Source organism: Pseudomonas sp. Root562 (assembly GCF_001427125.1).
In the GTDB taxonomy this organism is placed as follows: domain Bacteria; phylum Pseudomonadota; class Gammaproteobacteria; order Pseudomonadales; family Pseudomonadaceae; genus Aquipseudomonas.
On sequence record NZ_LMGK01000022.1, the window covers coordinates 411,412 to 429,759 of the forward strand.

Annotated in this window: 20 protein-coding genes; 11 read left to right on the forward strand and 9 right to left on the reverse strand. The window is 59.9% G+C overall.

The genetic code is table 11. The features are described 5' to 3' along the window. Position 1: 1 nt before the first annotated feature. The 3 genes from ASD60_RS19470 to ASD60_RS19480 all read left to right on the forward strand — a co-directional run bounded on the left by ASD60_RS19470 (position 2) and on the right by ASD60_RS19480 (position 3,071). Complete coding sequence (locus tag ASD60_RS19470) at positions 2–1,612, forward strand: ABC transporter ATP-binding protein (protein ID WP_056855564.1); 1,611 nt, start codon at positions 2–4, stop codon at positions 1,610–1,612. 20 nt (positions 1,613–1,632) lie between these two features. After that, a complete protein-coding gene (gene fabI / locus ASD60_RS19475; RefSeq protein ID WP_007937760.1) occupies positions 1,633–2,427 on the forward strand; it encodes an enoyl-ACP reductase FabI in 795 nt (264 codons plus the stop codon). A gap of 218 nt (positions 2,428–2,645) precedes the next feature. Beyond that, positions 2,646–3,071: a VOC family protein gene (locus ASD60_RS19480; protein ID WP_056855565.1), complete on the forward strand. Its 426-nt coding sequence runs from the start codon at positions 2,646–2,648 to the stop codon at positions 3,069–3,071. A 120-nt stretch (positions 3,072–3,191) separates the two neighbouring features. Here the strand turns inward: ASD60_RS19480 and ASD60_RS19485 are convergent, their stop codons facing one another. From ASD60_RS19485 to ASD60_RS19510, 6 genes are all read right to left on the reverse strand, one after another. Next, the gene (locus ASD60_RS19485) at positions 3,192–3,773 is read right to left on the reverse strand and encodes a GGDEF domain-containing protein (protein WP_056855566.1); all 582 of its coding nucleotides are present in this window, start codon (positions 3,771–3,773) and stop codon (positions 3,192–3,194) included. A gap of 74 nt (positions 3,774–3,847) precedes the next feature. Next, positions 3,848–4,429 carry a hypothetical protein gene (locus tag ASD60_RS19490; RefSeq protein WP_056855567.1) on the reverse strand — a complete coding sequence of 194 codons (582 nt, stop codon included), beginning with the start codon at positions 4,427–4,429 and terminating at the stop codon, positions 3,848–3,850. A gap of 1 nt (position 4,430) precedes the next feature. Further along, positions 4,431–6,599, reverse strand: a complete 2,169-nt coding sequence (locus ASD60_RS19495) for a xanthine dehydrogenase family protein molybdopterin-binding subunit (protein WP_056855568.1) — start codon at positions 6,597–6,599, stop codon at positions 4,431–4,433. 7 nt (positions 6,600–6,606) lie between these two features. Next, positions 6,607–7,062, reverse strand: a complete 456-nt coding sequence (locus ASD60_RS19500) for a (2Fe-2S)-binding protein (RefSeq protein ID WP_056855569.1) — start codon at positions 7,060–7,062, stop codon at positions 6,607–6,609. 354 nt (positions 7,063–7,416) lie between these two features. Continuing rightward, on the reverse strand, positions 7,417–8,571 hold the full coding sequence (locus ASD60_RS19505) for an NnrS family protein (protein ID WP_056855570.1): 1,155 nt from the start codon (positions 8,569–8,571) through the stop codon (positions 7,417–7,419). After that, complete coding sequence (locus tag ASD60_RS19510; protein ID WP_056855571.1) at positions 8,571–8,819, reverse strand: hypothetical protein; 249 nt, start codon at positions 8,817–8,819, stop codon at positions 8,571–8,573. Before ASD60_RS19510 ends, ASD60_RS19505 begins: the two co-directional genes overlap by 1 nt. A 265-nt stretch (positions 8,820–9,084) precedes the next feature. On the opposite strand from ASD60_RS19510, the gene ASD60_RS19515 reads away from it, so the two are divergent. Continuing rightward, the gene (locus tag ASD60_RS19515) at positions 9,085–9,588 is read left to right on the forward strand and encodes a VOC family protein (protein ID WP_056855572.1); all 504 of its coding nucleotides are present in this window, start codon (positions 9,085–9,087) and stop codon (positions 9,586–9,588) included. Between the two features lie 33 nt (positions 9,589–9,621). Then, positions 9,622–10,455, forward strand: a complete 834-nt coding sequence (locus tag ASD60_RS19520) for a helix-turn-helix transcriptional regulator (RefSeq protein WP_056855573.1) — start codon at positions 9,622–9,624, stop codon at positions 10,453–10,455. Here ASD60_RS19520 and ASD60_RS19525 read toward each other — a convergent pair whose 3' ends face one another. Beyond that, the gene (locus ASD60_RS19525) at positions 10,456–11,043 is read right to left on the reverse strand and encodes a LysE family translocator (protein WP_056855574.1); all 588 of its coding nucleotides are present in this window, start codon (positions 11,041–11,043) and stop codon (positions 10,456–10,458) included. Between the two features lie 90 nt (positions 11,044–11,133). After that, positions 11,134–12,465 (reverse strand): aminotransferase-like domain-containing protein, encoded by a 1,332-nt coding sequence (locus tag ASD60_RS19530; RefSeq protein ID WP_056855575.1) that lies wholly within the window; start codon positions 12,463–12,465, stop codon positions 11,134–11,136. 90 nt (positions 12,466–12,555) lie between these two features. Between ASD60_RS19530 and ASD60_RS19535 the strand changes: the two genes are divergently transcribed. From ASD60_RS19535 to ASD60_RS19555, 5 genes are all read left to right on the forward strand, one after another. Further along, positions 12,556–13,452, forward strand: coding sequence for a DMT family transporter (locus tag ASD60_RS19535; protein ID WP_056855576.1), 897 nt, complete (start codon positions 12,556–12,558; stop codon positions 13,450–13,452). A gap of 87 nt (positions 13,453–13,539) precedes the next feature. After that, positions 13,540–14,160, forward strand: coding sequence for a LysE family translocator (locus tag ASD60_RS19540; RefSeq protein WP_056855577.1), 621 nt, complete (start codon positions 13,540–13,542; stop codon positions 14,158–14,160). Positions 14,161–14,233: 73 nt separating this feature from the next. After that, positions 14,234–15,316 (forward strand): bifunctional transcriptional activator/DNA repair enzyme AdaA, encoded by a 1,083-nt coding sequence (locus ASD60_RS19545; protein ID WP_056855604.1) that lies wholly within the window; start codon positions 14,234–14,236, stop codon positions 15,314–15,316. Between the two features lie 36 nt (positions 15,317–15,352). Next, positions 15,353–15,970 (forward strand): DNA-3-methyladenine glycosylase family protein, encoded by a 618-nt coding sequence (locus ASD60_RS19550; RefSeq protein ID WP_056855578.1) that lies wholly within the window; start codon positions 15,353–15,355, stop codon positions 15,968–15,970. An 81-nt stretch (positions 15,971–16,051) separates the two neighbouring features. Further along, complete coding sequence (locus ASD60_RS19555; protein ID WP_056855579.1) at positions 16,052–16,540, forward strand: GFA family protein; 489 nt, start codon at positions 16,052–16,054, stop codon at positions 16,538–16,540. A gap of 23 nt (positions 16,541–16,563) precedes the next feature. On the opposite strand, the gene ASD60_RS19560 is transcribed toward ASD60_RS19555, so the two are convergent. Continuing rightward, positions 16,564–17,172, reverse strand: a complete 609-nt coding sequence (locus ASD60_RS19560) for a tRNA-(ms[2]io[6]A)-hydroxylase (RefSeq protein ID WP_056855580.1) — start codon at positions 17,170–17,172, stop codon at positions 16,564–16,566. A gap of 162 nt (positions 17,173–17,334) precedes the next feature. Between ASD60_RS19560 and ASD60_RS19565 the strand changes: the two genes are divergently transcribed. Then, positions 17,335–18,198, forward strand: coding sequence for a universal stress protein (locus tag ASD60_RS19565; RefSeq protein ID WP_056855581.1), 864 nt, complete (start codon positions 17,335–17,337; stop codon positions 18,196–18,198). Positions 18,199–18,348: the final 150 nt, after the last annotated feature.

An 18,348-nucleotide genomic window follows, 5' to 3' on the forward strand; every position in this document is an offset into this window, starting at 1 on the left:
AATGAATCAGGACAATCTGATCGAAGTGCGCGACCTCGCCGTCGAATTCGTTGTCGGTGACAACAGTCAGCGTGTGGTTGAAGGCGTCAGTTTCGACATCAAGCGTGGCGAAACCCTGGCTTTGGTCGGTGAAAGCGGCTCCGGCAAGTCAGTGACTGCGCACTCGATCCTGCGCCTGCTGCCCTACCCGCTCGCCCGGCATCCATCCGGCACCATCGAGTATGCCGGCCAGAACTTGCTGGACCTGAAGGAAAAAACCATTCGCCACATCCGCGGCAACCGTATCGCAATGATCTTCCAGGAGCCGATGACCTCGCTCAACCCGCTGCACTCGATCGAGAAGCAGATCAACGAGGTGCTGGGCATCCACAAGGGCCTGACCGGCAAGATCGCGACCCGGCGTACCCTGGAGTTGCTGGAGATGGTTGGCATTCCCGAGCCGCACAAGCGCCTCAAAGCCCTGCCCCATGAGTTGTCCGGTGGCCAAAGGCAGCGAGTGATGATCGCCATGGCGCTGGCCAACGAGCCGGAGCTACTGATCGCCGACGAACCGACTACCGCGCTGGACGTGACCGTTCAGCTGAAAATCCTCGAGTTGCTCAAGGAATTGCAGGCACGCCTGGGCATGGCATTGCTGCTGATCAGCCATGATTTGAACCTTGTGAAAAGAATTGCGCACCGCGTATGTGTCATGCAGCGCGGTTGCATCGTCGAACAGGCATCGTGCGAAGAGTTGTTCCGCGCGCCGCAGCATCCGTACACTCGGATTTTGCTGGCAGCGGAGCCGAGCGGGACGCCGGCAACCAATGAAATAGGCCCGCCGATGCTCACGGTCGAGGACTTGAAGGTCTGGTTCCCGATCAAGAAAGGCCTGCTCAAGCGCACGGTGGATTACGTAAAAGCGGTGGACGGGATCAATTTCAGCCTGCCCCAGGGCCAGACCCTGGGGATTGTGGGGGAAAGCGGGTCCGGCAAGTCGACGTTGGGGCTGGCGATTTTGCGGTTGATCGGCAGTACAGGCGCGATCCGTTTTGAAGGCAAACAGCTAGACTGCCTGACGCAGCAACAAGTCAGGCCGCTGCGTCGAGAGATGCAGGTGGTGTTCCAGGACCCGTTTGGTAGCCTGAGCCCACGGATGTGCGTGAGCCAGATCGTTGGCGAAGGCTTGCGGATCCACAAGATCGGCACCGAAGCCGAACAGGAACAAGCGATTATTGCGGCACTCAAGGAGGTAGGCCTGGATCCGGAAACCCGGAACCGCTACCCCCACGAATTTTCCGGTGGGCAACGGCAGAGAATCGCCATTGCCCGGGCATTGGTGCTAAAACCGGCGTTGATTTTGCTGGACGAGCCGACTTCGGCCCTCGACCGCACCGTACAGCGCCAAGTGGTGGAGCTTTTGCGCTCACTGCAAAGCAAGTACAACCTGACGTATCTGTTTATCAGCCATGACCTGGCTGTCGTCAAAGCGCTGAGCCACCAACTGATGGTGGTCAAGCATGGCCAAGTGGTCGAACAGGGAGACGCGCAAAGCATTTTTGCCGCCCCCCAACATCCGTATACACAGCAGTTGCTGGAAGCCGCTTTTTTGGCACCAGCCACTGCGCAATAACCTGAAAAGAGGAGCAACACATGGGTTTTCTCGCCGGTAAGCGCGTACTGATCGTCGGTGTCGCCAGCAAGCTGTCCATCGCATCCGGCATCGCTGCCGCCATGCATCGCGAGGGCGCTGAGCTTGCCTTCACTTATCAGAACGACAAACTCAAGGGTCGTGTCGAAGAGTTCGCACAAGGCTGGGGTTCGAGCCCGGAGCTGTGCTTCCCGTGCGACGTGGCCAGCGATGCCGAAATCGCCAAGGTCTTCGAAGAGCTGAGCAAGAAGTGGGACGGCCTGGACTGCATCGTGCACTCTGTCGGCTTTGCCCCGGGCGACCAACTGGACGGCGACTTCACCGAAGCCACCACCCGTGAAGGTTTCCGCATCGCTCACGACATCAGCGCCTACAGCTTCGTAGCCCTGGCCAAGGCCGGTCGCGAAATGATGAAAGGCCGCAACGGCAGCCTGTTGACCCTGTCGTACCTGGGTGCCGAGCGCACCATGCCGAACTACAACGTGATGGGCATGGCCAAGGCTTCCCTGGAAGCTGGTGTGCGTTACCTGGCCGGTTCCCTGGGCCCGGACGGCACCCGCGTCAACTGCGTATCGGCTGGCCCGATCCGCACCCTCGCCGCTTCCGGCATCAAGAACTTCCGCAAGATGCTGGCTGCCAACGAAGCGCAAACCCCGCTGCGTCGCAACGTCACCATCGAAGAAGTCGGCAACGCCGGCGCCTTCCTGTGCTCCGACCTGGCGTCGGGCATCAGCGGTGAAATCATGTACGTCGACGGCGGCTTCAACACCACCGCGATGGGCAACATCGAAGAGTGATCTTCGCTTAGCCCCAAAAAACCCGCCTGTTTCGGCGGGTTTTTTATTGGCTGGGATGTTCAGGAAACAACGCAACCCCCTGTAGGAGCGAGCCTGCTCGCGATGGACGTCAACGATAACGCGCCTTGCCTGAAGAGCTCGTCGCAACAACTATCGTCTTTTAATCGATATACACATGGCTAAACTCAACTCAACTTCCCATGACCGAGACTAGCCCGATGCAACTATCCCCCTTTCACTTGGCCATCCCCGTTTACGACTTGGCCGCCGCGCGGCACTTTTATGGTGCGGTATTTGGCCTGGAAGAAGGTCGCTCCAGCGATCATTGGGTCGATTTCAACTTTTTCGGCCACCAACTGGTGATACACCTGGCACCGAAAAATGCCTCACAAGAAGCCGCTCATACCAATGCCGTTGACGGGCATGACGTACCGGTGCCGCATTTCGGTGTGGTGCTGGGGATGGCGGAATGGGAGGCGCTGGCTGAGCGTTTGCAGTCCCTGGGTACGCGATTCGTGATTGAGCCGGGGATTCGCTTTCAAGGGTTGGTGGGTGAACAGGCGACGATGTTTTTGTTCGATCCATGCGGGAATGCGCTGGAATTCAAGGCGTTCAAGGATATCGGGCAGTTATTTGCCAAATAAGCGCTGACTGTAAAGGCCTCATCGCGAGCAGGCTCGCTCCCACAGGGGATTTGTGAACACCGCTGATCAAACTGTGGGAGCGAGCCTGCTCGCGATGAGGCCAGCCAATTCAGCACAAAACTAGCGGCCCAATACCGCTTGCGCCTCAGCCAAAAGCTCTTCCACCGAGCCATGCACGGTGGGGTCGAATTCGATCTGTCCGATGCTGAACCTGATGTCATAGCCACGATGCACCGTGGCGTTGCGCTCATCGAGCATTTCCTCAAGCCGCGCCTTGATCGCCGCGGGATCCACGCTGCCGGAACCGGTCAACAACGCGACAAAGGTTGCGCCTTCCAGTCGGCCGATCACATCGTTTTCCCTGAAGCCGATGCGCAACACATCGGCAAAGGTTTTCAAGGCATCGTCGCCCTCGGCATGCCCGAACAGGTAGTTGATACGCTTGAAATCATCGAGGTTGAAGAACAGCAGCGTCGCTGGCCGTTCCAGTTGAGCGCAGGCATCCAGCCCCATTTGGGCCAAGGCCAAAAAGCCATGGCGATTAGACAACAGCGTCAGCTCATCCATGCTAGCCATCTGCACGCCCGTCAGCTCCTGTTCAGCCTTGCGGGCCAGGTCGCGCAACATTTCGCGCTCCTGTGCGGGCGTGCGCAGAGGGTCTGCGCAGACGCTTTTCTTGTGTGGCTTGCCTGAAATCAGCATCACATACTCCATTGGCGGGTATGTTCTTTAGAGCCCTGGATATCGGGTTTGACTCCCTGTTTAAAAGCCGTTGGTCAGCTACCCGTCACCGGACACGGCCCACCGGCCTCCGTCCAGAGCTTGAATTGCGCGACGAAAACATCGTGCGCTACCGGCACCGGGGCGCGATTGCCGCCAGGATTCCAGCCCCATAGCACCAGCTTGTCTTCGCTGACATGTTTGAGCAGCGCGGCGAAATCACGGTCGCCATTGCTCCCGCGGTCTTTGATCATGGCGCACAGCTTGTCAGGTGGCAGGCCGATCCAGGCCATCTTGTGCGCCGCTGGCGGCAGGCTCCAGTGCGGCGCTCCCGGTGGTGCGTTGGGACCGTAACTGGCCGGGGGATTGGCTTCGGCATGGCAGCTGGCGCAAGGCAACCCGGCCGCCCCCTTGCCGTCCAGGCCTCGCACCACATTCATCGCGTGGGGTGTTCCGGCATCGAATTGCAACGGCGCATCGCCGGAAATGTGGCAGTTCTGGCAACGTGGGCTCTGGAAGACTTGTTGCACGGTGTCGAAGGCTTTCAATGCCGCCTTGTCCTCGGCAAATAGCTCCGTCGCATAAACAAAAAGACCCAGCAACAACACCGAGCCGAGCAACCAATGGTGTCGTTTCATCTCACACCCCCGACAGTTGCAGCGGCAATTCCCGCAGGCGTTGCCCGGTCAAGGCAAAAACCGCATTGGCCACTGCCGGTGCGGTAGGCGGTACGCCGACTTCGCCGATCCCTCCAGGCTTGTCGCTGCTGGGCACGATGTGCACTTCCACTATCGGCATCTCGTTGAGCCGCAGCACTTGATAATCATGGAAATTGGACTGCACCACCTGACCCTCATTGAACGTCAGATGGCTGTGCAGGGTGAAACCCAGGCCAAAGGCAATGCCTGACTCCATCTGTGCGGTGATACTTTGCGGGTTGACCGCGATCCCGCAATCCACTGCGCATACCACGCGATGCACGCGGATTGCCAGGTTGTCCTGGGACACCTCGGCGACCTGCGCCACGTAACTGCCGAAGGATTCATGCACCGCCACGCCCAGGGCATGACCGTCCGGCAGTGGTGCTTTCCAGTTGGTCTTTTCCACGGCCAGGTTCAAGACACCCAAATGACGCGGGTGCTCCTTGAGCAGTGTCCGTCGATATTCCACCGGGTCCTTGCCCGCCGCATCGGCCAATTCATCGATCAATGATTCCATGACGAAAGCCGTATGCGTGTGCCCCACCGAACGCAACCACAACACGCTGATGCCGGTTTGCGGCGAATGAAGATCCACCTGATGATCGGCCATTCCCGCGAGGTAAGGACTGTCCGCCACGCCTTCGACCGAGGTTTTGTCGATGCCATCCTTGACCATGCTCGCTTCGAGCGAAGTGCCGGCCATGATCGACTGCCCGACCAATACGTGCTTCCACGCCACCGGCAGCCCATCCGCACCCAGGCCAACCTGCGCCTGGTGCAGGAACGCCGAGCGGTAATAACCGCCACGGATATCGTCCTCCCGCGCCCACACGGTTTTGACCGGTCCACCCGCCGCTTTCGCCACGTGCACCGCTTCGGCGACAAAATCCGAGGTCGGGTTGGCCCGTCGGCCGAAACCGCCTCCAAGGAATTCGGTGTGGATCTCGACTTGCTCGGGTTTAAGACCGGTGATTTTCCCGGCGATCATCTGGTCCAGGGTCTGGAATTGCGTGCCCGTCCAGATCTCGCATTTATCCTGGGTGATCTTTACGGTGCAGTTGAGCGGTTCCATCGGCGCGTGGGCCAGGTAAGGCACGCTGTACTCGACCTCAAGCTTCTTTGCAGCCTTGGCCAACGCTGCCTGGGCATCCCCTGCCTTGCTGGCGGGCAAGCCTGGGGTGGCGGCGAGTTTGCGAAAGTTTTCCAGCAGCTTCTGACTGTCGAGACCGGCATTCGGCCCCAGGTCCCAATCGACGTGCAGGGCATCGCGACCGAGCTTCGCCGCCCAGTAATGATCGGCAATCACCGCCACGCCCGTCGGCACCTGCACCACTTTGTGCACGCCCGGTATCGCCAACGCCTCGGCACCTTCGAAGGATTTGACTTTGCCACCGAACACCGGCGATCGGGCGACCATGGCAGTCAGCAAACCGTCGAACTGCACGTCCATGCCGAACTTCGCCCGACCGGTGATTTTTTCCGGGGTGTCCAGGCGTTTGGTGGGTTTGCCAATCAACTTCCAGTCCTTGGCTTCCTTGAGCTTGATCGACGCCGGGTCCGGCACAGGCAACTTGCCGGCATCATCCGCCAACTCGCCGTACGTGGCGCGCTGGTCGCCGGCAATGACCACGCCGGATTCGGTACGAATCTGCGAAGGCGGCACATTGAAACGCTTGGCCGCGGCCTCGATCAGCATCAACCGCGCCGCCGCGCCGGCCTGGCGATACCGGTCGAATTCCATCCAGGTCGAGGTGGAACCGCCGGTGATCTGCATCCCGCCGAACCCGGCCATGCCGTAATCAACAGCCGAGGCTGGCGAATGCTCGACCTTGATTTTCGACCAGTCGGCGTCCAGCTCTTCGGCGATCAACATGGTCAGGCCGGTCCAGATCCCCTGACCCATTTCCGAATGGCCGAGCAGTACAGTAACGCTGTTGTCATTGCCGATCCGCAGGAATGCATTAGGCGCGAACACATTGCCCTGATTCTCCGCCGCCCCGGCAAAACGGTGGGCACCGGGGATGACGAACGCCACCACCAGCCCCCCACCCAGCACGGCAGTGCCCTTGAGAAAACCGCGACGTGAAAGCCGATTGAGACTGTCCATAATCACCTCACCCCAACTCGGCAGCGCGTTTGACTGCGGCGCGGATCCGCGGGTAAGTGCCGCAGCGGCAGATATTGCCCGACAACGCCTGATCAATGTCGCTATCGGTCGGCTTCGGGATCTTCGCCAACAACGCCGCGGCCGACATGATCTGCCCTGACTGGCAGTAACCGCACTGCACCACATCGAGTTCGGCCCAGGCTTGTTGCACCGGGTGCGAACCGTCGAGGGAGAGCCCTTCGATCGTGAGGATTTTTTGCCCGTGAGCCACTGCGGTGGCCGGCGTGATGCAGGAACGCAGCGGCGTGCCGTCGACGTGCACGGTGCAGGCACCGCACTGGGCCATGCCGCAGCCAAACTTGGTTCCGGTCAGGTGAGCAACATCACGCAAGACCCAGAGCAGCGGCATATCCGCGGGGACATCCAGTTCCTGGTCCTTGCCATTGATATTCAGGGTCAGCATTTGCGAAGGTCCTCAGACTCACGGTGTTCTGAAGGGGCGTCGCTGCGGTGATCTGATCCCTGTGCGCCGCCTCGGGTTATCCCTACAGCTAAGCGCAAAATGACTTGATGGCCGGGGTGTATCGACCACCGGTCACCGATGGTGAGTTTTGTGGTGCCTGTAGGCCGCCATCGCTGGCAAGCCAGCTCCCACAGTGATCCCGGTCATACACGGGATTGAGGCGCTAGAGGTCCCTGTGGGAGCGGGCTTGCCCGCGATGGACGTTAACGATGACGCGCACTGTCTGAATGATCGCGTTGGCCGGACGTTTTTCGCGAGCATGCGGTGGGTCAACCGACTCAATTTTCGCAAGCTCTAAACCCTTGGCCCCATCAAAACCCCGGTATAACGCAACAAAAACACCGCAAACGCCATACACCACAACAACGCCGAAAGCCCGAGTCCCAACCCGGAAAACGGCACCAGCACTACCCGCGACAAACCCGCCAGCAGAATCAGCACAAACCCCATCACCACAAACCTGGAAGGCTGCAACGCGCGCCCGGTATGCCCCAGACTGACCCGGGCAATCATTGCCAAAATCAACCCACCCGCACCACCGACCGCCAGCGAATGAGTGGCCAGACTCTGTTGCGCCATCAACCCGAGGTGCCACAGCACCATGGCAAAAACCGCTACCACCAACCAGACGTAAGACAGATACAACGACCACAACAGCGGTACCCGCCACAGGCCTCGATCATGCCAGCGCCACAGACGAAACGAATGCAATAACCCCATCAGCGCAAACACCGCCGCCAGCCACAGCCTGGGCACGTCCTGCAAACCCACCAGGAATGTCAGCGTGACCAGCAAACCACTCACCAACAAGACCCGGGTCGGCCATGGATTGGCTGCCGGTAAAGCCGGCCGATTCAATCCACGCTGAATGAAGAACGGGATGACTCGACCGCCAATCACACTCATCAACGAACCGATCAGCCACAACGCCGCCAGCACTCCACGCCGCTGCAGATCGAGCTCTTCGATCCAGAGGCCCCAAAGTGTCATGGCCTGACACCCGGCCAGCAACGTCACCATCAACAAAACCGGATAATTGTCGCGCTTGCCGGCAGCCACCAGATCACGGCCCAGCACCCAGGCCAACAAGGGCAAAAACGGAAGCTGCGACAACAGCAACACAGCAGGCGACACCGGCAGGACCCAGGCAAGACGCGCCAGCAGCCACACCAGCATCAGTGCGATCAATGGCCACCCGTTGAGCCCCGGCCGACCTGTCCAGTTCGGTACGGCTGTCAGCAAGAAGCCGGCGATGATCGCCACGGCGAACCCGAACGGCATTTCATGCCGATGCCAGGCAAGCATGCCGCCCACCGGTTGCGCGCCAGGCAAGCGACCGTACAACCACAAGGCCCAGATCGCCACCGCCAACGCAGCGAACGCCGCGCCCGCCAGAAAGAATGGACGAAACCCGAGACTGAAAATCGGCGCAGCCGCCAGTTTGCGCATCAAACCATCACCTTCGAGAAAGGCCTGTACAACTGGTGCTGGGACAGCAGGCGCATGACATAGCCGATTTTCAGCAACGTCGGCCCAACGATGGTCATCGCATGCAGCGACACCAGCGCCAGGATCGACAGATGGCCTTCATAGAGGTAAGCGCCGTAGATGCCTGCCATTAGCATCGCCAGGCCAGTCACGAGCACGCGACTGGAAAGCTGCAGAACATTCTGAGGATTGCTGAAGAAATGGAACATTTTCCGTACTCCTGTAGCAGTTCAGTTGTACTGGAGAGGTATCAAGTCCCGTGCCAGAAATTCAGCCGTTAATAATCAATCAGTTAACAAATCCGAGTCAAAACGACTCTGCCCAATAATAGTCTTTACGACTCATTGAATAGTCATATTGACTTCAATCCAACAACATCTGCTTGCACACTTGTCGATCTACGGCACCACCCTAGAGGCCGCGGCTGGCTACGCTGAAAGTCCAGCATGCAAAAACCTGCCAAGGAGACCCGCCATGCTCCACGTACAAAAACTCACGCCGTGCCTGTGGTTCGACGGCCAGGCTGAAGAGGCTGCGAAGTTCTATTGCGCGATCTTCGATCACTCAAAAATCACCGCCATCACGCACTACGGCAAGGCCGGACAAGAAATCCATGGTCACCCCGAAGGCTCCGTGCTGACGGTCAGCTTCGAACTCGACGGACAGACGTTCACCGGACTCAACGGTGGCCCTGAGTTCAAGTTCAACGAGGCGATCTCTTTTCAAGTCAACTGCCAGACCCAGGAAGAGGTCGACCATTTCTGGGGACGGCTGTCTGCGGGTGGACCGGTCGAGGCCCAGCAATGCGGTTGGCTCAAAGACAAGTACGGTGTGTCGTGGCAGATCGTGCCCGTGGCGATGATGGAGATGCTCAAAGACCCGGACACGAACAAATCCCAACGGGCCATGGCCGCGATGATGCAGATGAAAAAGCTCGATATCGCCACGCTGAAACGAGCCTTTGACGGTGAGAGCTAATACACTCCGAGGCGAACCTGCCAAGGATTGACCATGAAGCTCTCAAAGCCCAAGGATACCGACAAGGCCCCGCGCTTCTGGCGTGATGACGCCCTGCCCTTCATCGAAGCACGCGCCATCGCCGACGGACGCGAGGTCTGCTACACCCGGCATTCCCACGAGCACTTTTCCATCGGTGCGATCACTGCCGGGCGCAGCACCTATGTCCACGAGCACTCGCAGCTCGAGGTCAACGCCGGTACCGTGGTGTTGATGAACCCAGGCGATGTGCATGCCTGCAATCCGATCGATGACGAGCCCTGGTCGTACTTGATGCTGTATGTCGAGACTGCATGGCTGACCGACTTGCAGCATCAGTTGGGGTTCAGCGATGACCTGGCGTTTCGCCGCTTTGCGATCACCCATACCGCTGACGCCGATCTGTTTGCGGGTCTGCTGGGCTTTTATGAGGTGCTGGTCGATCAGCAACAGGACGTGCTGCGCAAGCACAGTGCTGCGGTGGAGTTTTTCAGCGATGTGCAACAGCGACTCAATCCCGTCGATCAGCCATTGCGCGAACCGAATTTCAAACTGGAACGCGCCGCCGAATTCATCCGCGAACATTGCACGCAAATGCTCAAGCTCGAAGATATTTGCGCAGCGGCGCAGCTGTCACCGTCCTACCTGATCCGCGCGTTCAGGCAGCACTACGGCATGACGCCCCATGCTTTCCTGGTCAACCGGCGCATCCAGTTCGCCCGCGATCAGTTGCGTAACGGCAAGCTGATCGCCGAGGTAGCGCTGGAAGCCGGTTTTGCCGATCAGGCGCATTTTCAGCGGGCGTTCAAGCAGCATCTGGCAGCGACGCCAGGTCAGTATCGCGGTTGATCAAGGGAGCAGCAGGTACACCGCACTCACCGCCAGCAGCAACGCCATGCTCCGGTTGAACCAGCGCATGTTTGCCGGATTGTTCAGATAGCCGCGCAAGAATGTCCCGGCATAAGCCCAGCAGCCGACCGACACATAGCAGATCACCAGATAGATTGCCGCGAATTGCCACACCAACCGCGCCTCGCCATCGGCAACGAACGCGCCCATGCCCGCTACGCAGGCCAGCCAGGCCTTCGGGTTGAGCCATTGCATGACCGCGCCGTAGAGCATCGACGGCGCGCGACCTGAATCATTCGCCTCCAGCTGCCCATCGTCGGCCGCCAGTTTGAAGGCCATGTACAACAGGAATGCCACACCGGCCCACTGCACCACTTGGGTCATGGCGGGCCAAAGCTGCAGCAACTGGTGCAAGCTCAACCCCATCAACACCAACAGCAATACGAATCCCAGGGTCGCCCCGGCCACGTGCCGTTGGCTGGCCTTGAAACCGAAGCGCGCCCCGGAACTCAAGGCCACGATATTCACCGGCCCCGGGGTGATCGAAGCGGCCAACGCAAATGCCGCCATGGACATGATCAAACTCATCGCACACCTACTTTCAGTCAAATGAACCAGGCGCCACGGTAAAGCGCCCGGTGGTGTGCGTATTGAACAAAACTGCCCTCAGATCGACCGTCAGGCGAAGTAGCCCACCACCCTCTTCACTTTGATCAATGCCTGACGCAGGGAATCCATGTCTACCGAACCCAGCGCCAGGCGAATGGCGTGAGGTACATGCGGGGTGATTGCGAAGGGCTCGGCAGGCGACACCGACACTTGTTCGCGCATCAGCGCCATGGCGATCCGGTCGGCCCGGGCGTCTTCGGACAACGGCAGCCAGACGAAATACGAAGACGGATGGCTGACCATGCTCAGGCCCGCCAGCACCTCGCGGGCAATGGCCTGCCGGGCCTGCGCATCCGCACGTTTTTGTGCTTCCAGTTGGTACACCGTGCCGTCATCCAGCCAGGCCGTGGCGATAGCCGTCACCACCCCCGGCGTGTTCCAGGTCGTCGCCATCACGGTGCGTTCAAATCCCGCGATCCAGTGAGTGGGGGCTGCGATAAAACCGACGCGCAATCCGGTGGCAATGTTCTTCGATAAACCGCTAACGTACGCGGTTCTTTCCGGCGCCATTTCAGCCAACGGTGGTGGCGGGTTCTCGGCGAGAAATGCGTAGGCCGCGTCCTCGATGATCATCAGGTCATGCTGACGCGCAATCGCTACAAGTCGCTCACGCTGCTCTGCGTCCATCACCCAACCCAGCGGATTGTGCAAGGTTGGCATCGAGTACACCGCCCGCACCGGACGAATGCGGCACAGTTTGTCCAGGGCTGACAGATCCGGCCCTTTGTCCGTGACAGGAATGGGCAAAACCTCCAGGTGCAGCGTTTCGGCCAAGGTCTTGAACCCGGGATAGGTCAACGCATCAGCGGCAATCACGTCGCCGGGTTTGAGCAACGTCATCATCACCACGGCCAATCCATGCTGGGCACCACTGACGATCAGTACCTGTTCGGCCGGTACGTTCACTCCGCGCTCACGCAGGTGGCGTGCAACCGAGGCCCGCTCGTGCAAGCGCCCGGCGTGGGGCTGATAACGCAACAACGACTCCAGGTCCCCGGACAATGCCAGTTGACGCAACGCCTGGCGCAACAGGTCGGCCTGGCCCGGCAGCGATGGATAGTTGAAGTTCAGGTCGATCATCCCCGCCGCTACCACGGATTGCGAAATGCCCTGGCCAGGCGGCAGCGATGTCTCCCGGACAAAGGTCCCGCGCCCGGTTTCACCACTGACCAGCCCCATGCCTTCAAGCTCGGCATACACCCGGCTGGCGGTGACCAGCGCCAGGCCATGCTCGGTGGCGAGTTGGCGGTGGGTCGGCAGCCGTGTACCCGGCGGCAAACGCCCCGCGCGAATGTCGGCGGCAAAGCTGTCAACCAGGGTTTTATAGCGGGATTTCGGCATGAGGCGATGTATCCATGACAATTTTTTGATTGTATCGATTGCCAACCCTACCATGACTTTCGTGCAATCAAACAATGAGTGAGAGCGAACATGGAAAGGACTTCGAACCTGCAAAACCGTACGCTGGACAGCAATGCCAGCGGCTGGATCAATGGCCTGATCGGCGTGGTGATTTTCAGCGGCTCACTGCCGGCAACGCGGGTGGCGGTGCTGGAATTCGATCCGGTGTTCCTCACCGTGGCCCGCGCCACCCTCGCCGCACTTCTGGCGCTGTGCCTGCTGCTGTTGTTCAAGGAACAACGCCCCGCACGCCATCAGCTGGTGCCGCTGATCATCGTGGCTCTGGGCGTCGTGGTGGGTTTTCCGCTGTTGACCGCGCTGGCACTGCAATACGTGACATCGGCACATTCCATTGTGTTTGTCGGCCTGCTGCCTCTCGCCACCGCGGTGTTCGGCGTGTTGCGCGGTGGCGAACGGCCACGGCCAGTGTTCTGGTTGTTCTCGGTGCTCGGCAGTCTGCTGGTGGTTGGTTTTGCCGCGTCACAAGGCCTGAGCGCTTCACCTCAAGGCGACATCCTGATGTTGTTGGCGATCCTCGCCTGTGGCCTTGGGTATGCCGAAGGCGCCAAGCTGTCCCGCACGCTGGGTGGTTGGCAGGTGATTTCCTGGGCGCTGGTGCTCGCACTGCCGGTCATGGCGGCACTGGCCTGGTGGCGGATGCCGGCGTCGTTCAGCGGCATCAGCACACCGGCCTGGTTCAGCCTGGCTTACGTGTCGCTGTTCAGCATGCTGATTGGCTTCGTTTTCTGGTATCGCGGCCTCGCCCAGGGCGGGATTGCCGCTGTCGGTCAACTGCAACTGCTGCAGCCGTTCTTTGGCCTGGCGCTGGCGGCAACCCTGCTGCATGAACACGTCAGCATCGGCATGCTTGGGGTAACGGTCGCGGTGATCCTGTGTGTCGCCGGGGCCAAGAAATTCGCCCGCTGATGTTCGGCCAATTTGCCGGTGACTGTACGGGTCCGAGGTTGCGGCAGCTGTGATAAAAATACCGCTCTCGCAACTGGAACCTGCCCCATGGACCTCGCCACCCTTAGCCTCTTTCTCCCGGCCTGCTTCGCCCTGAACATGGCGCCCGGCCCGAACAACTTGCTGTCGGTCAGCAATTCGACCCGTTATGGCTACCGCACCGCTTGCCTGGCCGGGATCGGGCGCTTGCTGGCATTCGCCGCAATGATTGCCCTCGCCTCGGCGGGCCTGGCGGTGGTGTTGCAAACCTCCGAGCTGTTGTTCTACGGGATCAAGATTCTCGGCGCAGCGTATCTGTTCTATCTCGCCTGGCAGCTGTGGCGAGCAGATCCTGGGGCAGAAAGCCTGGTAACCGGTGCGCCGGTCGGCATGCTGGCACTGGCACGGCAGGAATTCCTGGTGGCGGCGGGCAACCCCAAAGCGATCCTGATCTTCACGGCATTCCTGCCGCAGTTTGTCGATTCGACCCGCGCCATCACGCCGCAATTTGCCGTGCTGGGCGCGTTGTTCCTGATGCTCGAATGGGTTGCTATCGCGGCCTATGCCTACATGGGTCTGCACATGCGCCGCTGGTTTGCCAAACCGTCGGGCAAACGGATGTTCAATCGCTGCTGCGCCGGTCTGTTGTCGGCGGCGGCCTCAGTTTTACTGCTGGCACGCCGCACCTGAGGAACGGGTGTGCGCGCAATTCTCTGTCGATTTTGCGGTGGAGGCTGTCGATGTCGCGCACTATGCTGGGCTCATGAACCTACAAAGCACGCTACTTCCGCCCCATGCCGAGATGGTCCGCGCCATGCTCGAACGCGACACCGCCTACGAGGGGGTGTTCTTTACTGCAGTCAAGACAACCGGGATTTTCTGTCGCCCCAGTTGCACGGCGCGCAAGCCTAAACCGGAAAACGTCGAGTTTTTCGCCCACGCCGATGAATGTCTGTCGGCGGGCTACCGCGCCTGCCTGCGGTGCAAGCCGCTGGACGCTGCCGCCATAGCGCCGGACTGGGTGCAGAACCTGCTCAAGTCGGTGGACGCCGATCCCGAGCAGCGCTGGACCGACGCCCAACTGCTGGCCGAAGGGATCGAGCCGCTGAAGCTGCGTCGCTGGTTCAAACAGCATTTCGGCATGACCTTCCACTCCTGGTTGCGCACCCGGCGCCTGGGCATGGCATTGGGCGGAATCAAACAAGGTGATTCCATCGACAGTGTGGCGTTCGACTCCGGCTACGAATCCCTGAGCGGCTTTCGCGATGCCTTTCAAAAGTCGTTTCACATCACCCCGGGACGCGCCGCCAACAGCGAGCCCTTGTTGTTCACACGTCTGACGACCCCGCTGGGGCCGATGATCGCCATGGCCGAACGTCGTGGCCTGGTTTTGCTGGAGTTTCTCGACCGTCCGGCGCTGACCCGGGAAGTCGAGCAATTGCAGCGCCGTTATGGCTACGCCGTGGCGCCTGGGCACAATGGGCATTTGCAGCAGATCGAACAGGAACTGGCGCAGTACTTCGCCGGCCAACTGACGCAATTCAACGTTGCGCTGCACCTGCCCGGGAGCGAGTTCAGTCGGCAGGTCTGGGCTGAGCTGGCACTCATTCCCTACGGCAAGACCACCACTTACGGCGCCATCGCGGCCAGGCTGGGCAAGCCCGGCGCCAGTCGTGCGGTCGGCCTGGCCAATGGACAGAACCGTCTTTCGATTGTAGTGCCTTGCCATCGGGTAATCGGGGCTGACGGCTCATTGACCGGCTATGGTGGGGGACAACCGCGCAAGGCGTTTTTGCTCAGACTCGAAAGCGCCGCCGACCAGATCACCCGGCAATTGGCTTTCTGATCGCAAGCCGTGTTCGTCAGTACGCAAGGATGATTGATGCCCGACCCCTATATGCCCGCCACGCAGTTCCTCGCGTCCATCGACGACGACTGGCGGCGCCATGTCGCCGCCGTCGGCCCGTGCCGGCATCAACCCCACGCCGCCCGTGATCCCTACGAATCGCTGGTGCGGGCGATTGCCTACCAGCAACTGCACGCCAGGGCCGGTGATGCGATTGTCGGGCGGTTGCTGGCGTTGTTTCCCGGGCAGGCATTCCCAAGGCCCGAACAACTGATCGCCACGGATTTTGATCGACTGCGCAGTTGCGGCTTTTCCGCCAGCAAGATCGCGACCATCCAGGGCATCGCCCAAGCGGCACTGGATGGCGTGGTGCCGGATTACACCACGGCGCTGGCCATGGATGATGAAGCGTTGATCGAACGCCTGATCACCCTGCGTGGTGTGGGTCGCTGGACCGTTGAAATGCTGCTGATTTACAGCCTGGATCGACCGGATATCCTGCCGGCTGACGATTTCGGGGTCCGCGAGGGTTATCGTCGACTCAAAGGTCTGGACGTACAGCCGACGCGCAAACAGATGATCGAGATCGGACTGGCGTGGAGCCCTTATCGGACGGTCGCTGCGTGGTATTTGTGGCGGGTGACGGGCAATTAGAGAAACTGCTCGCGACAGGCGCTACGATTCTGGTACCGGTCTAGTCTCAAGGGATAAACCCATGGCCTGCCGGAGGTCGCCATGCAACTCGAAGGTTCCTGCCATTGCGGTGCGGTGTCGTTCAGCCTGACCAGCGCCCACCCTTACCCTTATCAACGTTGCTACTGTTCGATCTGCCGCAAGACCCAGGGCGGTGGCGGCTATTCGATCAATATCGCCGGTGACGCCAACAGCCTGAAAGTGCGCGGGCGCAAGAACATCGCGATTTACCATGCGCTGCTCAAGGGCGACGGCGAAAAACGGGCGCACCGCAGCACTGCCGAGCGCCATTTTTGTTCGGTTTGCGGCTCAGGATTGTGGCTGTTCAGCCCTGAATGGCCGGAACTGATTCACCCGTTTGCGTCAGCCATCGACACACCGCTGCCGGTGCCGCCGGTGCATACGCATTTAATGCTCAGTTCAAAAGCGTCCTGGGTCGAGGCAGAGGTCGAACCGGGTGACAAACAGTTTGATGTTTATCCCGAAGAGTCGATTGCCCAATGGCATGAACGGTTGGGGTTGAGTGGCTGAGTGTCAGCGGTGCGATCTTTTGATTATGCGGCTACCGGCACGCCGCTGTGGAACCGGAACTCCACATCCGCCGACTCGATAAGCGCCTGCTCGGCGGCGCGAACCCTGTCGATCACCTGGGCAATGTCCTTGGCATCCCCGTACTGGTAAGCCAGTTTCAGATATCCCTGGAAGTGCCGGGCTTCGCTTTTGAGCAAGCCGAAATAGAACTTGCCCAGTTCTTCGTCCAGATGCGGTACCAATGCCTCGAAACGCTCGCAACTGCGGGCTTCGATGAACGCGCCGACCACCAGCGTATCGACCAGTTTCACCGGTTCGTGACTGCGCACTACTTTGCGCAGGCCCGACGCGTAACGCCCGGCGGACAGCTGACGCAGTTCGATCTTGCGCTTTTTCATCAAACGCATGACTTGCTCGTGATGCACCAGCTCTTCACGGGCCAGACGCGACATCATGTTGATCAGATCGACGTGGGAGTGATATTTGGCTATCAGGCTCAGCGCGGTGCTGGCAGCCTTGAATTCGCAATTCTTGTGATCGATCAGCAAGGTTTCCTGATCGGCCAGTGCGGCCTGGACCCAGCCGTCAGGGGTGCGACAGCCAAGGAACTCGTGAATTTCGGGAAGGATCATGTGGCCCACGGGATAAAAGGTTCAAAACGAAGGGCGCCGATTATACCGGCCTGTCGGCAGACCACCAGACACCGACCGTTGATATGCATCAAGTCGCTGAATGCCGGGCAGCAACTATAGTTGAGCAACGCCATGCTTATTCATTTTCAGGAGATCCCGATCATGCAAGCCATTCGCAGCATTCTGGTGGTCATCGAGCCCGAACACTCGGAAAGCCTGGCGCTCAAACGAGCCAAGTTGATTGCCGGGGTAACGCAGGCGCATTTGCACTTGTTGGTGTGCGACCCCAAGCATGATCACAGCGGCATGTTGGGTGTGCTCAAGGCCGCATTGCTGGAGGACGGCTACAGCGTCACCACCGAACAGGCCTGGAATCAGAGCCTGCACGAAACCATCGTCGATGTGCAGCAGGCCGAAGGTTGTGGCCTGGTGATCAAGCAGCATTTCCCTGACAGCGCACTGAAAAAGGCGCTGCTGACCCCCGCAGACTGGAAATTGCTGCGCCACTGCCCTACTCCGGTGCTGCTGGTGAAGACTTCAGGCTCGTGGAAGGACAAGGTGATTCTGGCGGCCGTCGACGTCGGCAACACCGACCCCGAACACCGTCACCTGCACAACACCATCATCGATTACGGCTATGACATCGCCAGCCTGGCCAAAGCGCATCTGCACGTCATCAGCGCCCATCCCTCGCCGATGCTGTCGGCGTCCGATCCGACGTTGCAGCTCAGCGAAACCATCGAGGCGCGCTATCGCGAGCAATGCAGGGCGTTCCAGGCGGAGTTCGACATCGACAACGATCACCTGCACATTGCCGAAGGGCCGGCGGATGTGTTGATTCCGTTCATGGTGCACAAGCTGCAGGCGGCCGTGACGGTGATTGGCACGGTGGCGCGTACCGGGTTATCGGGGACGCTGATCGGCAATACCGCGGAAGTGGTGCTGGATGCGGTGGAAAGCGATGTACTGGTGCTCAAGCCTCAAGAGGTCGAGGATCATCTCGAAGAGATCGCAGCAAAGCATTGAGAGGTGTCGCGTCGGTTAGATCGTCTTCGCGGGCAAGCCTCCCGCCTACAAAACCTGTAGATACTCTGTTCACGGTCAAGCTTTCGCGAGATGTTTTTCGCTAAAAAGCTTGGCCGTATTAAATTCTTCTCCGGAACGCATGCACGCCCA

Bases quoted from the DNA above. Each gene is read 5' to 3' on its own strand.
- ASD60_RS19505 (WP_056855570.1), bottom strand. From the start codon at position 8,571: ATGCGCAAACTGGCGGCTGCGCCGATTTTCAGTCTCGGGTTTCGTCCA.
- ASD60_RS19495 (WP_056855568.1), bottom strand. From the start codon at position 6,599: ATGGACAGTCTCAATCGGCTTTCACGTCGCGGTTTTCTCAAGGGCACT.
- ASD60_RS19560 (WP_056855580.1), bottom strand. From the start codon at position 17,172: ATGATCCTTCCCGAAATTCACGAGTTCCTTGGCTGTCGCACCCCTGAC.
- ASD60_RS19525 (WP_056855574.1), bottom strand. From the start codon at position 11,043: ATGAGTTTGATCATGTCCATGGCGGCATTTGCGTTGGCCGCTTCGATC.
- ASD60_RS19540 (WP_056855577.1), top strand. From the start codon at position 13,540: ATGGACCTCGCCACCCTTAGCCTCTTTCTCCCGGCCTGCTTCGCCCTG.
- ASD60_RS19565 (WP_056855581.1), top strand. From the start codon at position 17,335: ATGCAAGCCATTCGCAGCATTCTGGTGGTCATCGAGCCCGAACACTCG.
- ASD60_RS19530 (WP_056855575.1), bottom strand. From the start codon at position 12,465: ATGCCGAAATCCCGCTATAAAACCCTGGTTGACAGCTTTGCCGCCGAC.
- ASD60_RS19515 (WP_056855572.1), top strand. From the start codon at position 9,085: ATGCTCCACGTACAAAAACTCACGCCGTGCCTGTGGTTCGACGGCCAG.
- ASD60_RS19480 (WP_056855565.1), top strand. From the start codon at position 2,646: ATGCAACTATCCCCCTTTCACTTGGCCATCCCCGTTTACGACTTGGCC.
- ASD60_RS19520 (WP_056855573.1), top strand. From the start codon at position 9,622: ATGAAGCTCTCAAAGCCCAAGGATACCGACAAGGCCCCGCGCTTCTGG.
- fabI (WP_007937760.1), top strand. From the start codon at position 1,633: ATGGGTTTTCTCGCCGGTAAGCGCGTACTGATCGTCGGTGTCGCCAGC.
- ASD60_RS19470 (WP_056855564.1), top strand. From the start codon at position 2: ATGAATCAGGACAATCTGATCGAAGTGCGCGACCTCGCCGTCGAATTC.
- ASD60_RS19500 (WP_056855569.1), bottom strand. From the start codon at position 7,062: ATGCTGACCCTGAATATCAATGGCAAGGACCAGGAACTGGATGTCCCC.
- ASD60_RS19555 (WP_056855579.1), top strand. From the start codon at position 16,052: ATGCAACTCGAAGGTTCCTGCCATTGCGGTGCGGTGTCGTTCAGCCTG.
- ASD60_RS19490 (WP_056855567.1), bottom strand. From the start codon at position 4,429: ATGAAACGACACCATTGGTTGCTCGGCTCGGTGTTGTTGCTGGGTCTT.
- ASD60_RS19510 (WP_056855571.1), bottom strand. From the start codon at position 8,819: ATGTTCCATTTCTTCAGCAATCCTCAGAATGTTCTGCAGCTTTCCAGT.
- ASD60_RS19545 (WP_056855604.1), top strand. From the start codon at position 14,234: ATGAACCTACAAAGCACGCTACTTCCGCCCCATGCCGAGATGGTCCGC.
- ASD60_RS19550 (WP_056855578.1), top strand. From the start codon at position 15,353: ATGCCCGACCCCTATATGCCCGCCACGCAGTTCCTCGCGTCCATCGAC.
- ASD60_RS19485 (WP_056855566.1), bottom strand. From the start codon at position 3,773: ATGCTGATTTCAGGCAAGCCACACAAGAAAAGCGTCTGCGCAGACCCT.
- ASD60_RS19535 (WP_056855576.1), top strand. From the start codon at position 12,556: ATGGAAAGGACTTCGAACCTGCAAAACCGTACGCTGGACAGCAATGCC.